Here is a 16288-nt window from a genome sequence, read left to right as displayed (position 1 = left end):
CTTGCTTTTTGTACATTAGCCAGCAACTAAAAAAGATATTAAAATCAGCATAAATTATGGACATCAACTTCAATATAAACGAAGATCACAACAAGTTACTTTTATCCGATTTAAAACATAAATTATCACAAGTTAAGCTAGGAGGTGGTGAAAAACGTATAGCGAAACTTCACGAAAGTGGAAAAATGACAGCTCGTGAACGCATAGATTATCTTTTAGATGAAGACAAAAATAGTATTGAGATTGGAGCTTTCGTCGGAGATGATATGTATCAAGAACATGGCGGTTGCCCTTCAGGAGGAGTAGTCGTTAAAATGGGATATATCAGAGGTACGCAGTGTATCGTTGTTGCAAATGATGCTACAGTTAAAGCGGGTGCTTGGTTTCCAATAACTGCTAAAAAGAACTTAAGAGCTCAAGAAATTGCGATGGAAAATCGTCTTCCTATTATTTACTTAGTAGATAGTGCTGGGGTTTATCTTCCATTACAAGACGAAATTTTCCCTGACAAAGAACATTTTGGAAGAATTTTTAGAAACAACGCCATTATGAGTAGCATGGGAATTACTCAGATAGCTGCAGTAATGGGAAGTTGTGTTGCAGGTGGTGCTTACCTACCTATTATGAGTGACGAAGCACTAATTGTTGACAAAACTGGAAGTATATTCTTAGCAGGTAGCTATCTAGTAAAAGCTGCAATTGGAGAAAGTATTGATAACGAAACTTTGGGAGGAGCAACAACACATTGTGAAATCTCAGGTGTAACAGATTATAAAGCAAAGGATGATGCTGATGCGTTAAACACAATCAAAAACATCGTCGACAAAATTGGTTCTTTTAATCAAGCGGGATACAACCGAATTAAAACAATAAAACCTGCATTAGATCCTAAAGAAATTTACGGTATTCTACCAAAAGCAAGGTCTGAGCAATACGACATGATGGAAATCATTAAGCGCTTAGTAGATAATTCTGAATTTGAAGAATATAAGGCGGGTTATGGTCAAACTATAATAACAGGTTATGCACGCATCGATGGATGGGCAGTTGGTATTGTTGCCAATCAACGAAAAGTTGTAAAGACTAAAAAAGGCGAAATGCAGTTTGGTGGAGTGATATATTCAGATTCAGCCGATAAATCTACTCGTTTTATCGCCAATTGCAATCAAAAGAAAATACCATTGGTTTTTATACAAGATGTAACTGGATTTATGGTAGGTTCAAAATCAGAACACGGAGGAATTATTAAAGATGGCGCTAAAATGGTAAATGCGGTTAGTAACTCTGTAGTACCGAAGTTTACTGTTATAGTAGGGAATTCATACGGAGCAGGTAATTATGCGATGTGTGGAAAAGCATATGACCCTAGATTAATTTTTGCTTGGCCAAGTGCTGAATTAGCTGTTATGGGTGGTTCACAAGCTGCAAAAGTATTATTGCAAATTGAAGCTTCTTCATTGAAAGCTAAAGGAGAGGTTTTAACTCCTGAAAAAGAAGCTGAGCTTTTTGATAAAATAAAAGCAAGATATGACAAACAAGTATCTCCATATTATGCGGCTTCTCGTTTATGGACAGATGCTATTATAGACCCATTAGATACTAGAACATGGATTTCAATGGGAATAGAAGCTGCTAACCACGCTCCTATCGAAAAACCTTTTAACCTTGGTGTTATTCAAGTATAATCTTAGAAAAAAAGGCTGTCTCAAATCAACTGAGACAGCCTTTTTTATTATTAGTAACTTTTCAGTTACTAAATAATTTATTTCTTTTGAGCAATCCAAACTGCTAAATAAGCAAAAGGAATATAAGCGCCTAATAAATCTACTACAGTATACCAAATTGGAGAAGGAAGCATTAATACACTTGCTACACCACCTAACAAAAAGAATACTCCGATTCCTATAGCCAACGACTTTTTATATTGAGCTGCCATCATATAGGCCACCAATGCTCCAACAAAGGTTCCCAATGCATGTGCTAAAAAAGGAAAAATATAATGTTTCGGTTCAAGCATATGCATACCTGCTTGTAATCCCTCTGTAGTTGTCATATCTACCCCCTCTGGTGGTGGAATAATTGAACCACTTATCATTATAATTCCCATATTTACCATACTTCCGATTACTAATCCCAAAAGCACAGCTAAGATATTTCTAACAATTCTCATATATTAAATGTTTTTATCGTTTCTTTTTCACACTATTATCCTTCAAAATTAATAAAATATTTAGTATTTCTTTAAGAATTAATCATTCAAGTGCTATTCGCTTCTTGGATCAGCCTTTAACGGCATTCTTCCACACTTTTGAACTTCAACACTGGGACTTGAATAATCCACCACCACCCTTCCTTCAATTAAAAAAAGCCCGTTAGAAGTCAGAGGATATCTTTGAAGACTTTGTGGAAAATGAACTGTATCAAACAATCTACCTTTACAATCTATAAAAGTTCCAAATTTCATATACTTTCCGGTTTTAGTCTTCACCGTTTTATAAGTCACTAGATAGGCTACTATACGTACTTGTTGTCCTTTTAATTTAATTAAATCTGACACCACAACATTCCCTCTATAATTTGATTTAGCCAAGTCGAAGAAAGTGCCCGAAACCGGAAATCCTAAAAGCTCTACCTCATCATATATGTCCTCTAAAACATTTGTTTGTAGAGCAGGTAATTTGAACTCTTTTGGTTTAACAGCAAATAGACTTGTTACATAACTAGTGTCTCTTTTTTGTTTTTTACGCCATAACAAATGAACTTCCCATAAAAGATTTTTCTTTTCCTTTTCCAAAAAACGAAAAGCTCCACATCGAATTAATATAACTGCTTGTTCTAAACCGACATCTGTTCGTTCCAAAAAATCTTCTAGTCCAACATATTCTCCATTTTCAAAACGTTCTTCTAGAAATGACTTAGTCAAACGTTCTTCTAAATTCAAGAGTACGTCAAATCCTAAATAAACCTTCTTTTCTTGTAAACTCGTTTGAAACTGACTGTTATTTACACAAGGTAACTCTATAATTCCTCCTGCTCTCTTTGCTTCATTTATATATACTTCTCTACTATAAAACCCTCCATAATTATTCAATACACTTACTATAAACTCCAATGGATAGTATGTTTTAAGATAGAGGCTTTGATAGCTTTCTACTGCAAAACTAGCACTGTGTGCCTTATTGAAGCTATAACCTGCAAAAGACTCCATCTGCCTCCATACTTCACTAGCTATCTCTTGGGGATATCCCTTATTCTTGCAATAACTAAAATACTTTTCTTCTATTTCTTTCAGGTGATTTTTATTTCTATATTTCCCACTCATCATACGTCTCAACACATCTGCATCTGCCAAATCCAAACCTCCAAAATGATGTCCTATTTTCATTACATCTTCTTGGTAAACCATCACTCCATAAGTTTCCTCCAACTGTTCTTTAAAAACGGGGTGTAAATAAGATACTTTTTCAGGATTATGGTGTCTTTCAATATATGTCTGCATCATACCAGAAGAGGCAACTCCAGGTCTAATGATAGAACTTGCCGCCACTAGGGTTAAGTAATCGTCACATTGTAATTTACTTATTAATTGCCTCATCGCAGGACTTTCTATATAAAAGCATCCAACGGTATCCGCATTTTTTAAACGAGTGGCAATTTCAGGGTCTTCAAAAAATCTTTTAGGATTCTCTGAAGTAATCCGAATGCCCGTATTTGCAAAAACAAGCTCACAGCAATCTTTTATATGTCCCAATCCTCTTTGAGAAAGTATATCAAACTTTTCAAAACCTATGTCTTCTGCTACATACATATCATATTGTACAGTTGGTAATCCCTTAGGTGGATAATCCAATGCAGAATAACAAGTAAGAGGTTCTTCTGAAATAAGAACTCCCGAAGCATGAATAGTTCGTTGGTTAGGAAAATCTTGCAACTTCGTATAGGTAGACATAACTTTATTTACAACCTCATTTTCATTCAATAGATTTCCTGGTTCTCGAATCAATCGATCGATATCAGGTTTGGGTAACCCATATATTTTCCCGAGCTCTCTAAGTATAGATCGGTCTTTAAAGGTACTCATAGCCCCCATTAATGCAGTATGTGTTGTTTGATATCTATTAAAAATATAAGTATAAATAGAATCCCTATCTTTCCAAGAAAAGTCAATATCAAAATCAGGGGGACTTTTCCTTTTGGGATTTAAAAAACGTTCAAAATACAAATCTAAAGTTACAGGACATACTTCTGTAATCCTCAAACAATAAGCAACAATACTATTAGCTCCACTTCCTCTACCTACATAATGAAAGCCTCTACTTCTTGCATATCTACATATATCATCTGTGATTAGAAAATAACTTGAGAAATGAAGTTCGTCTATAATTCGAAGTTCTTTTGCTAATCTTTCTTTGGCTTCTATGTTGTATGATTCATATCGAGTAGCAAAACCTTCTAAAGCATATTGCTCTAAAAGCTTTTTATCGTCTTCTTTATTTCCTGTAAACGTTTTTTTTGTTTTAGTCCCTTTAAAATCAAATGAAAAACTACACGTCTCTAGTAATCGCTGGGTGTTTTCAATCAATACAGGGAAAGCAGAGAAACATTCTAAAAGCTTATTCTTTTCAATAAAAAAATCAGTTGCTTTAGCACATTTTCTATCATCTAATTGTGAAATCAAAATATTGAAATCAATTGCTCTCAATTGTCTATGCAGTTCTTCTTCTTCAAATCCAAAAGTTATAGGATGCCATACTACATAATACTGCCACAATTCAGGGTTTTGCAGTGCTATAGTGTTTAGGTTATCATTAGCCACTCCTATATATTCTCGTTCTCCTAATTCCTCTGTTTTAACAGCTCCAAACGGATATACTATAAAGACTTCTTCAAAAATTGGAGCGTGATAACCACATGTTTTCTTCTCTGCATTTAGATAAGTCATCCAATCATTAAGCTCCTTAAATCCGCGCTCGTTCTTTGCAATACCTATATATCGCAAAAAGCCATCTTCTCTAAACTCCATTCCCGCCAATCCTCTTATCCCCGCTTCTTTTGTTTTCATTATAAAATCTATAGAAGCTGCAGAATTATTTATATCCGTTAAGACAAGCGTATCATAACCAAAATGAATTACATTTTCAATCAGTTTATCCAAACTAAGAGTACCATATCTCAAACTATAATAACTGTGAACATTTAACAGCATATCTATTGATTTTTTATTTTAAAGGCAATGCAAAACCTCGCATAACCGACTGTGTTCCAAAACGATTTCGTATATGATCCAATGCTTTAGACAAATTCAAGTCTTCTTCTGTATCTTCAAATAGATTTGCTTGATAGCTTCCATAAATGAGCTTAGTAAACTTCACTCCTACCAAGCGAATTAACATACGTCTACTATATAGTTTAGAAAACAACTGAAGTACTTTTTCGGAAATCACTTTTTCAGAACTCGTAAAAGGAAGTGCAGCCTGCATCGTATGCGTATCGAAATTAGTATATCGTATTTTAATCGTAACACATCCCATCAACCTACCACCTTGTCTAAGCTCAAAAGCCAATTGATCTACCATAGTAAGCAATACCTTTTTTAAAAGAAGCATATCTATGGTATCTTGTTCAAAAGTATTTTCTTTACTCAGACTTTGCTGTTGATGAAATGGAATCACAGGACTAGTGTCTATTGCATTGGCTTTTTTCCATATAGTAACTCCATTCTCTCCTAACAATTGTTGCATAGCCATGACATCTAATTCTTGCAGGGTTTTAATTCTACTCACTCCCATCTGTCTAAGCTTAGGATAGGTCTTACCACCTATTCCTGGTATTTTGCGAATAGATAGAGGGGCTAAAAAAGATTTTTCAAAACCTATATCAACCTTTTGTTGCCCGCTAGGTTTGACCTCTCCTGTTGCAATCTTACTCACTGTTTTATTTATCGAAAGACCAAAAGAAATAGGCAATCCTGTTTCCTTTATTATTCTACTGCGCAACTCTTTGGAAAATTGCCAAGTATTAAAAAAACGATCCATACCAGTCATGTCTAGATAGTGCTCATCAATAGAGGCTTTTTCAACTACAGGTGCTTTTTCTTCTATAATCTCTGTTACCATAGTACTGTATTTAGAATACATATCAAAATCTCCTCGTACTACCACAGCCTCAGGACAAAGCTGTCTTGCTAACTTCATCGGCATCGCAGAATGAATTCCGAATCGCCTTGCCTCATAACTACAAGAAGCTACCACCGCCCTATCGGACATTCCTCCTACTAAAACAGGTTTTCCTACTAGACCCGAATTTTGCAATCGTTCTACCGACACAAAAAAAGTATCTAAATCATAATGTACAATCTGTCGTTCCATAACATAACATGTATTAATAGAGTAAAACAAAGAGAATCAATCCTATACAACCTATATACTCAAAGTTACTTTGATTCATTTTTGAGTTTTTTTTCTTTTCCAAAACTACTACAGATTATATCATTTACATTATATTTGTTGCTACAAATTATAGCAATGTCATTTCTAGCCGAAAATATCCGTTATTTAAGAACACAACTCAACAAATCGCAACAGACTGTTGCTTCATCTCTTTTGATTACCCGAGGACGTTATGCCAAGTATGAAGATGGAGCTTCTGAACCGCCTTTGGAAATTCTAGTACGCATCTCTCGATTCTTTCATGTGAGCATTGACTTACTGCTATCGGTAGATTTGAGAAAAGTCCCATTAAATGAAATCATACAATTACCTGATAATAGAATTGTTTTTCCTATCAAGGTAAATGAACATGGAAATAACTGTATTGAAATCATCCCTCATAAAGCCCAGATGGGATACTTAAGCAGTTATAGCGACCCCGAATACATAGAGAACCTCTCTACGCTCTCAATACCTTTTTTGAGAAACGGAAAATTTAGAGCTTTTCCTACAGAAGGAGACTCTATGCCTCCTCACCAAAACGGCAGTTTTATCATCGCTCAATATGTAGAAAACTTGAATGATTTGAAATGTGGACGAACCTATATTTGGGTAACTCGTAATGAGGGAATCACCTACAAACGTTTGAAGGCTGTAGAAGAAAATGCATTACTACTTTGTGCAGACAATCCCATTTATGCTCCTTATTCAATTGAGTTACAAGAACTAATAGAGGTCTGGGAATATAGCTGTAGCATCGCTACAGAAGAGTTTGAACAGGGTATACTCTCTCCTGACTCTGCACAACTCATGTTCCTTATGGAAGAATTGAAAAATGATGTGCAACAAATCAAGAAAAAACTTCTATAATGAAAACCATCGCTGAACAAATAGAGGATTTACCACTTTGTCCAGGAGTATATTTCTTTTATGGAGAAGACAGCCGACTGTTATATATCGGCAAGAGTATCAATATAAAAAAAAGAGTGTTACAACATTTTAGTGGTAAAGACCGAAAATCCAATAAAATTCAACGAACCACTTCTCAAATTAAATATGAAGTAACAGGAAGCGAATTAATAGCATTGCTTCACGAATCTGATTTAATCAAAACACACCAGCCCATCTATAATCGTGCACAACGTCGAACGATATTTCAATATGGTTTATATCTAGAGGATTATGAAGGATATAATGCGCTTCGTATTTCAAAAACACGAGATAACGAAGAAGCCATCACTTCATTTACGAGTATGATGGAAGCAAAAAACACGCTATTCAGAATTACAGAGAAATATCGCCTGTGTCAAAAAATAAATGGTTTATATAAAACTAATGGAAGTTGCTTTCAATATCAGATTAAAGAGTGTTTAGGAGCCTGTATTTCAAAAGAAAGACCTACAACATATAATGAGAGAGTTCAAGACTTTTTAGACAGTCATAGTCTTCAGAAACACTCACAGATTCTACAACTAGCAGGTAGAACAATTGATGAAAAGGCATTTGTATATATAGAAAATGGTATATATAAAGGTTTTGGATTTTGCCCCAATGAAACATCCGAATTTGAGTTGTTAAAATATTTAGACTACAAAACTGACCATAAAGACGCTAGAAGAATCTTGATTCGATATCTAATTTCTATCTAGTGTTTGTTTATTATCTCATCTACCTGCTTTCATAAAAACTAAGAGAATAGATATATAAAAAACTAGCTATACTTATTTTTTAATTCTCTTAATCATTCATGTCATAAATGATATCATTTGATATCATTTGATTCTTAAAAACAACATACATATCTGAAAATCAATAACTAAAAATATCAAAAAAGTGTTTTGTTCGGATATGCTTCGGGAATTTCTAGTGTTTACTGGGGATAGAGGCCCGTTTTCCGAACAAGACCCGAACAAGACCCGAACAAACCCCAAATAAAGAAAGCTTTTAACGACTCTTTTACAGTATAAACATCATATGACGTTTTATAATTAAAAAAAAACGTGAACTCCAAAAATGAATATTCACGTTTTCTGAAATTACATATCACACAATAAGACTCTTATTAAAACCTAATTATATGCAAAATTATTCTGCCTTTTTATTTTCACTTTTCTGGATGAATAATCATTCGGAAAATAAATATAAAAACTCACTATTCTTTACTTCTGTCTTTTCGTTTTGTTTCTTTACTAGCTCTTTTTTCCTTTAAAGTTTTAGTAGGCGCCGTCTTATCCGACTTCTTCTTTCCTTCTTTTTCTCTTGACATAATTGCTTACTTTAAATTTATAATAGGTAAAGGTGCAATTTTAATAATCGTGTTGTATTATAGATACTTATAAAAGAATTGCGTATTTTATCCTTATTTTTTGAACAAGACAAATGGAATGACAGCTCGATAAACATCGTCAATCCTTTTCGAGTAATGATTGTTTTAGGAACTCATGGTTCGGGAAAATCTTATGTCATCGTAAATAATTATATCAAACAACAAATCAAGAAAAGTTTCAGTATGTACAACTAGGATTTTAAATTTGATGATCTTTCTACCATTGCCTGTAATCGTTTGTTGAAACATACGGATAAATAGAAACCACATAAAACACCTAGGTTTCCTTCTGGAGAGGGAAAAAATTAGAATTGATATTTATTTGAAATACTTATGCGGTGTTTCCCTTTGGTATTTTTTAAAAAATTCAATGAAAGCACTATCACTTGAAAATTCTAAATCGTAGGCTGTTTCGCGAACATTTCTTCCTTCCGCTAACAATTCAATTGATTTTTGAAGTCGCCATTGCTGTCTCCATTCCTGATATGACATGCCGGTTTCTTTTAAAAAGATTCGGGCTATAGTCTTTTCACTTGCACCTACTTCTTTTGTAAATTCTTTTAGAAATCTGGGCATAGATTTTCCTTGATTCCAAAGTTCAACATGATGTTTAATTCTTATATCTCGGGGAACTAAGAGCGTTAAATTTTGTTTTGGAGCACTATGGAATTCTTCCCAAAAAATTGATAATGTATTTTTTTGTAAATCAACAGACATATTCCATGGCCAAAAAGAAATTCTTTCTATTAATTCCCTTAATAGTCCATTTACATTTAATATAGCAAATTCGGATGAATTATCTGGAAACACAGACTTGTCAAAATAGATAGAACGATATGCAACCACATTTTTCATCGTAATTCTATGCGGGAAATATGGCGGAATCCAAGCCGCCATTGTTGGGGGTAAGATACTTTGTTGGTTATCACTATTAATAGTCATGCATCCACTTGGAGCAAATAAAAGTTGTGCCATATCATGGTGGTGCAATCCTGAATCATGGTATGTAAAATTTGAGGCAATACCAATTACTGCTGCTTTTATCTCGTCAGGATTAAAATAACTCTCTTTAGATATAAATGCCATTTGTCCTTATTTTGATGTTTTCTGTCTTAATATCATTACTAAGATAGACAAACTAGGATTTACTTTTGTCAAAAAATAAATAAATAAATAAATATAAATAAAGAGTAATGAAAACCAAACCGAGCCTGCTATTACTAATTATACTGATTATGTTTCCCCAGTTTGTTGAAACTATTTATAGCCCAGCATTACCAAGTATCTCAGAGGAGTTTAATGTAACTAATGAGGAAGCCTCACAAACCATATCAATTTATTTTCTAGCATTCGCAATTGGTGTGATTTTTTGGGGTATAGCAGCAGATAAAATTGGTAGACGAAAGGCAATGATTTACGGTTTAATTACCTATTCCATTGGTTCAATACTAGCTTTAATAGCTACTAATTTTAATATAATTATGATTGCCAGAGTAATCTCAGCATTCGGTATAGCTGTAGGATCTGTTGTAACACAAACTATATTTAGAGATTTGTATGATAAAAAAGAACTTGGAAAAGTATTTTCAATTATAGGTATTGCTCTTTCCATCAGTCCAGTTCTCGGACTTCTTCTAGGGGGAATAGTTGTTAAGAATTATGGGATTATAGGTGTTTTTTCCAGCCTTGTCTTCTTATCTTTTGTCTTGGGAATTGCCAGCTTTAAGTTTCTTCCAGAAACAAAAAAAGAATTGGATTTAAAAATAAATTTTAAGGAATTAGTGCGCGCATTGCTCTGTGATCAATTAATTTGGTTGAGTGTGGTTTTAGTGGCTGCGTTTAATATTATGTTGTTTTGTTATTATTCATTAGCTCCATTTATTTTCGACAAATTAGGTTATAGTTCCACACAATTTGGATATAGTGGAATTTTACTAGCGACAAGCTCATTGATTGGGGGGATAATCAATAAAAAAATGATTCACAATAATGTTTCCTCAACTGTTTTAATTTTGGTCGCTTCAATAATTGCCACTATCGGTGGTCTAGGAACATTACTATTACAGGATAGTTTATATTTTTTGGTACCTATGATTTTTGTTGTCATTGGATTTAGCATTGCTATTCCTAATATATTAAGTGAAGCATTGGTTAAGTATAGAGATGTTGCTGGCACAGCAGGAGCTTTATTTGGTCTAATGTACTATATACTCATAGGAATTGGGCTTGCTATTTCGGGATTGATTCAGAATTTGGGTTTAATACTTACTATATTGTCTTGCTTTTCTTTTGTCCTTGCAATAGTTTATAAAAGAGTAACTCCTTCTAATGAACAATAGAGTTCAATAAATGAAAACCTCTTTAATAACTACCACAATTCAGTTTATTATGAGATTAATACATCAACTTAATTTATTGAGTAATGATAGATAAGCAACTTTTTTGTATACTCAAGAGCTAAACTAAGTGTATCTATTTGCAACTTGTATATTTAAACGAGATTTTGTAAAATAGTAGGTATCAAATCAAAAAACTTCAATAAAAAGTTAAGATATGCCAAATGATGAAGACGTTCATCTGTTATGGAACTGGTGTAGCTAATCGAGCAAATTTATCATCTATTTAAAAAGAAATATATCCATCACGATAAATCCCGTGGACTTCGATTATTCTACCATAATTACCTAACTACAATCTTATTATATACGACAAGAACCCTCATATATTTGGGGTTCTTGTCGTATAATTAAAAATATGATTGAAGTTTAATTCACTTTTTCCAAGCGCATTTCTACTCCCTTTTTTCTGTCTTTAAACTTTTCCATAATCAAGATGTATCCTTTTTTTGCAGCTGCAATAGACAACTCGCTTCCATCTTTAGACTTTAAAGGAAGTTTTTGCTCTTTCAAAACTCCGTCTAAACTAGATATTATTCCTAAAACTCTTTGTTTTCTTCCTCCCTCTCCTGATCTCTGTTTATTAAAATAGAAGAATATATAATTATCATCTCCTAAATCTTGGTATCCAGAATAGTCAAAAGCGCCAAAATAATCAGCAGATGTACCTTGCATTTTCACACCGTTTCTAATGTTTTTTGAATCTTTAGCAACTCTTTTGTACTGAACTAAATCCATGTTTTTATCCACTTCAAAAAGAATCATATCGTTTATTTTAACTCCTTGTGATCCAGCTACCATTATAGTACCAGACAAGGTTCTATATTGCTCTGTTACAAAAATAATATTCCCATTAGATTTAAGTATTGCATCGTGAAAATACAAATAACTATTTGGCTCTCCCTTTTCTTTTATATAACCATACTCATCAATTGATAAGTGCTTTGATAATTTATCCCATGTAAAGAAATTTCTACTTATTTCCTTTCCTGTCGAAATCTCGTATTCCGATTTTGAAAATCCTGTAATTTTTTCTTCATCAAAAACAAACTTCTTACCTTTAGTATTCATAATTCGATCCAAGAAGACTACTCTTTCATTTGAATTCATATAAACGTTTATAGTAGAAATATCTTTCGCTTCAATTCCATTTGCCTGTTTAAGTCCGTAGGGTGAGAACTCATTAATCAATTCTCCCGAGTCTTTGTTCAAAAACAAAAATGTATTAAACAATTCTCCCTTTTCCCTCAAGTTTTCATTTTTTGAACCATTATAATATCTCCTACCAACTAAAATATCTGAATGATTTTTATTGTTTAGAAAACTGATCTCCTCATATTTTTTCTTTGTAGCATCTTCATTATAATCTAAAGACCAAACAGGGTCTAACTGTTCGTTGAAATAGTAAATCCCACGTTCTCTCGCTCCTGCGTCTAACATGGTATTTGGAGTCATGGCAAATAGACCTCTATCTATATTATTTTCCACGGGAGTTGTTAAACTATATCCAAATGAATTAGGCCAAAATGTAAAAACCGTACTCTTTCTCGCTGATTTAGGCTCTTCATTATAAACTTTATCAAGGTTCTCATCTAATACAAAGGCATCTGAAAGAGAGTTCGCCTTAATGTCTAACACTCTGTACCTTGATCTTATTTTTGCTGTATACTCACTGTACATCTCATCTATTTTAAATGAGATAAACCCCTCGCGATAAATTCCATTTACATCAATGCTCTTTCCATAATTTCCTAATATTTCTGTAAAATCGCCAGAAAGTACTTTATTTAAATTCTTATCTAACAGTGTGTATTCATACAAAAACTCTTTCTTGTCTAGTTTATCTTTCTTAAAAATAAATAAGTATCCATATACATCATCTTGTGTTTTATTAAACAATGGTTGTCCTTGAACTAGTTCTCCATTGGATAGTTTTTGTAATTCAACAATCTGACTGTGCATCACTGCACTAAATAGCAGTAATAAAAATAAAAGTGTTTTTTTCATAATTATATAAAAGTGTTTTTCGTTTATAAGGATTTATTAATTATCTCGAGATCTTCTAAACCGAGATTAAATATAAAGGTGCTAAACAGATTGTAACTGTCAGTATATTCCACAACACTCACTTGACTGACATACTTATTCAGTCGATAAGCCTTTTTAGCTTCATATAATTTTTTAAAGTTTAAACTAATCCATTTTTTGAGTTGATCATCTGGTTTTCTATTGTAAAGCTTTAAAGCTTCATATAGACTATTTCCATAATTCTTTAAAAAATATTCGTTCTGGATATTCTGATATACAGCACTCTGCTTCCATTTTAAAAATGATTCTGAATCAAGGTTTTTGAATTCAACTGATATAGCTTCTGTTTCTAACTCAGGTGCAATACGAGTCAATTTCTCAATTCTCACATCACAGTTAGGGTGAGTACGCAAAGAATCTGTATTGAACTTAGTGTTTTTTTGATAATGATATTCATCAAAACTTTCCATCTTAAACCATCTTTCTTTGGTAGAAAGCTTAAAAGAATCGAATATCCTTTTATAGTCATCAACGATTAATGAATCAGATTCTTTATCAGAATCTCTCAAATTCTCTAATATTCGAACCACTTGTTTTGGATTGCGATTCAATCGTGAATAAAAAACATAACCTAAAGAATCGGCTTGAATTTCTTTTGCTCTATTAACAGCTGAATTTTTATATGCAAGTTCCTTTAATAAATTCTCAGCACTCGTTTTTCTGCTATATCTCTGTTTCTTAACTTGTTTAGTTTTAGATTTCAACTCGGTTGAATTATTCGTTTTTACATATTTTTTAACGGACTCAAGCACGTGATTCAATGTTTGATGAGCCATTTCATGACATAACACATAGACTAATTGATCTTCATTATCCACCGCATTAAGTAAACTATTATTAATAACAATCGTCCCTTCCCCTCGATTATAGGCGTTGGCTTCATTCTTACGCGAAACCAGTATCGAAAGATTTCTAGGAATTTCAGGATTTTCTTTTTGAATTGAAGCTGTGAGTTTATCCAAATAGAGATTTAAAGGTGAATCATACAGCAATTCGTTTTTTTCAATTTTTTCAAAAACATCTTTATAACTCTCTTCAAATATGTTTTTAATTTCTTTTATATCTTCTCCATTTTGCCCACGATCAAGTTGAGCGAAAAATTCCGTTTTTCGCTGATTATATCTGTTTTTTAAAATCATTTTTTGCTTTGATTTTAAAGTATCTAATAATACCGGCGGCTGTTGAGCAAAAACTAAAGAAGAAAAAATGAGGGTGGTTAGTAGGTAAATAATTTTCATGGGAAAACGCTAAGAATTGTAAACTAGTTTTAATTTCACTTTATAAGATTTAAAAATTGATAGTAATTCTTTATGTACCATTATTAAAATTAAGTCAGCTCAAGAATAATACTCTTAAAGGCGCGACGAAAATACACAGAAAAATTTGTTTTACAAATTTTAAGATAAAATATACTTAATCATTATAAAAACGAATGCTTATAATTCCTCGCTATTAAAGCTGTGTTTACTATTTAGACAAAATATCAAGCATAAAAAAAGCGCACGGAACAAAATTCCGTGCGCTTTAATAAAAACATTGAGTATACTTACACTTTGATATATCATTTAAACATCAAAATGCAATTCTTTTAAACCGATTATTTTTTCCAACGTTGTACCAATTCTTCTTTTGGTATTCTAACTTTCTTCATTTTACTCATCCAGTCATTTTCTTCATCGCGGTATCCTAAATATAACATAACTGTACTTCCAAGTCCTTGAGCTTTAAGCCCCAACACTTCGTCCATAACTGCAGTGCTAAATCCTTCAGCTGGTGTACTATCAATTTTCAACTCTGCTGCCTGAGCTAAAGCTAAACCTAACGCTATATAAGTTTGCCTTGCCGCATGATCAAAATGAGCTTTAGCATCCAATTCACTAAAAGAAGCTTTTAGTTTATCTGTGTAGCTATCAAATCTCCCACGCGGTAAACTGCGTTCATCTGTAGTAAAATCATACATATCATCAATCTTTTGATCCGTGTATTCATTCCATGCAGCAAACACGATAACATGTGAACAATCTCTCATACATTCAGGATTCAAAACCGTAGTCATCAATTGTTCTTTCGTGTCTTGATCTTCTATAACAAAGGCTCTAAACTGCTGCAAACCTGAAGACGTCGGAGCTAATTGGATAGCCTCTATAATTTTATCTAAATCAGCTTCTTTTATCTTTTTTGATGGGTTATATGCTTTAGTAGCATTTCTCCATTTTAAATTATCTATTAATGTCATTTGTAAAAATCTATAATTAAACAAAATAACATAAGTGTTATTACTAAAAAAATACACTTACATTAAACAATGTGCAAAATTACAGAATAAAACACAGACCAATATCAGATTTTAGATTACTTTAACCTTCACTTTAATCTTACTAATTTAAAGTACTCTATTTTCAAAAACATTAGTTAAAACAATTACTCTAGCTTTAAAAGATAGTCTTTACCACTAGTTTCATAAAAGTATTTATACACCAAATTGATTCAAATGATGATTCAAATGCTTATAAAACATATTACTCCATTCATTAGACGTTAAAACTCCAAAAGAATGATTCACTTTTCCTTCAAAGAAAAGAGCTCCTTTCTCTTGAGTAAGCTTTAAATACTCAATTAATCTTTCTTTCTCTTTGTCGAATTCCCTAGTTCCTATAATCTTAAATTCTGGTGCTGTAGGACTATTTCTTTTATACTCTTTCTCTCCAACTACAATCGGCTTTACAAAAGTCTTTAAAAGCATTTTTTTTAACCAATTGGGTTTAGATACTTTGTTCTCATAAGTTAGTTCATAAGCAACATTACAGTGCGCTAACATCTGATTTACATTCATTTTCCCCCACTGAGGCATAGAAGATGTATTTAGATTATTAATCCTTGCTATAAGTTCTTCCGAAATGGATTTTTCAAAAATATTTTTCATTTGGTTCAGTTTTAATTTTGGTTTTCAAATATAGCCAAATGTTCTATTTATTGTAACAATAACCAATACGGCGAATCTTCTTTTCTTGTAAATTATAAAGTATCTACCACTTCCATTTTTATAAGAA

12 protein-coding genes and 1 pseudogene are annotated in these 16288 nt (G+C 32.7%); 5 read left to right on the top strand and 8 right to left on the bottom strand.

Going from position 1 to position 16288, the window contains the following annotated elements; translation table 11 throughout:
* Positions 1 to 56: 56 nt before the first annotated feature.
* Positions 57 to 1685, top strand: a complete 1629-nt coding sequence (locus tag BM024_RS08855) for an acyl-CoA carboxylase subunit beta (RefSeq protein ID WP_090679380.1) — start codon at positions 57 to 59, stop codon at positions 1683 to 1685.
* A 77-nt stretch (positions 1686 to 1762) separates the two neighbouring features.
* On the opposite strand, the gene BM024_RS08850 is transcribed toward BM024_RS08855, so the two are convergent.
* The 3 genes from BM024_RS08850 to dinB all read right to left on the bottom strand — a co-directional run bounded on the left by BM024_RS08850 (position 1763) and on the right by dinB (position 6368).
* The gene (locus tag BM024_RS08850; protein WP_090679379.1) at positions 1763 to 2170 is read right to left on the bottom strand and encodes a hypothetical protein; all 408 of its coding nucleotides are present in this window, start codon (positions 2168 to 2170) and stop codon (positions 1763 to 1765) included.
* Between the two features lie 93 nt (positions 2171 to 2263).
* Complete coding sequence (locus tag BM024_RS08845; protein WP_090679377.1) at positions 2264 to 5206, bottom strand: DNA polymerase III subunit alpha; 2943 nt, start codon at positions 5204 to 5206, stop codon at positions 2264 to 2266.
* A gap of 13 nt (positions 5207 to 5219) precedes the next feature.
* Entirely contained in the window at positions 5220 to 6368 is a 1149-nt protein-coding gene (gene dinB, locus BM024_RS08840; protein ID WP_090679376.1) for a DNA polymerase IV, read from the bottom strand.
* 156 nt (positions 6369 to 6524) lie between these two features.
* Between dinB and BM024_RS08835 the strand changes: the two genes are divergently transcribed.
* The 3 genes and pseudogenes from BM024_RS08835 to BM024_RS13830 form a co-directional block, all read left to right on the top strand.
* Positions 6525 to 7298, top strand: coding sequence for an XRE family transcriptional regulator (locus tag BM024_RS08835; RefSeq protein WP_090679374.1), 774 nt, complete (start codon positions 6525 to 6527; stop codon positions 7296 to 7298).
* The gene (locus BM024_RS08830; RefSeq protein ID WP_090679372.1) at positions 7298 to 8077 is read left to right on the top strand and encodes a GIY-YIG nuclease family protein; all 780 of its coding nucleotides are present in this window, start codon (positions 7298 to 7300) and stop codon (positions 8075 to 8077) included. Before BM024_RS08835 ends, BM024_RS08830 begins: the two co-directional genes overlap by 1 nt.
* A gap of 713 nt (positions 8078 to 8790) precedes the next feature.
* Positions 8791 to 9012, top strand: a pseudogene (locus BM024_RS13830) (conjugal transfer protein TraG); the annotation flags it as partial.
* A gap of 60 nt (positions 9013 to 9072) precedes the next feature.
* On the opposite strand, the gene BM024_RS08820 reads toward BM024_RS13830, so the two are convergent.
* Positions 9073 to 9840, bottom strand: a complete 768-nt coding sequence (locus tag BM024_RS08820) for an AraC family transcriptional regulator (protein ID WP_090679370.1) — start codon at positions 9838 to 9840, stop codon at positions 9073 to 9075.
* A 107-nt stretch (positions 9841 to 9947) separates the two neighbouring features.
* On the opposite strand from BM024_RS08820, the gene BM024_RS08815 reads away from it, so the two are divergent.
* Positions 9948 to 11093 carry a multidrug effflux MFS transporter gene (locus BM024_RS08815; RefSeq protein WP_090679368.1) on the top strand — a complete coding sequence of 382 codons (1146 nt, stop codon included), beginning with the start codon at positions 9948 to 9950 and terminating at the stop codon, positions 11091 to 11093.
* A gap of 426 nt (positions 11094 to 11519) precedes the next feature.
* On the opposite strand, the gene BM024_RS08810 is transcribed toward BM024_RS08815, so the two are convergent.
* From BM024_RS08810 to BM024_RS08795, 4 genes are all read right to left on the bottom strand, one after another.
* Entirely contained in the window at positions 11520 to 13157 is a 1638-nt protein-coding gene (locus BM024_RS08810) for a DUF6770 family protein (protein WP_090679366.1), read from the bottom strand.
* A gap of 23 nt (positions 13158 to 13180) precedes the next feature.
* A complete protein-coding gene (locus BM024_RS08805; RefSeq protein ID WP_090679452.1) occupies positions 13181 to 14377 on the bottom strand; it encodes a M48 family metalloprotease in 1197 nt (398 codons plus the stop codon).
* Between the two features lie 458 nt (positions 14378 to 14835).
* On the bottom strand, positions 14836 to 15474 hold the full coding sequence (locus tag BM024_RS08800) for a nitroreductase family protein (RefSeq protein ID WP_090679364.1): 639 nt from the start codon (positions 15472 to 15474) through the stop codon (positions 14836 to 14838).
* A 234-nt stretch (positions 15475 to 15708) separates the two neighbouring features.
* On the bottom strand, positions 15709 to 16161 hold the full coding sequence (locus BM024_RS08795; RefSeq protein ID WP_090679362.1) for a DUF1569 domain-containing protein: 453 nt from the start codon (positions 16159 to 16161) through the stop codon (positions 15709 to 15711).
* Positions 16162 to 16288: the final 127 nt, after the last annotated feature.

The organism is Myroides guanonis, from assembly GCF_900114085.1.
Classification (GTDB): Bacteria; Bacteroidota; Bacteroidia; order Flavobacteriales; family Flavobacteriaceae; genus Flavobacterium; species Flavobacterium guanonis.
This window is presented reverse-complemented; position numbering and strand designations above follow the sequence as displayed.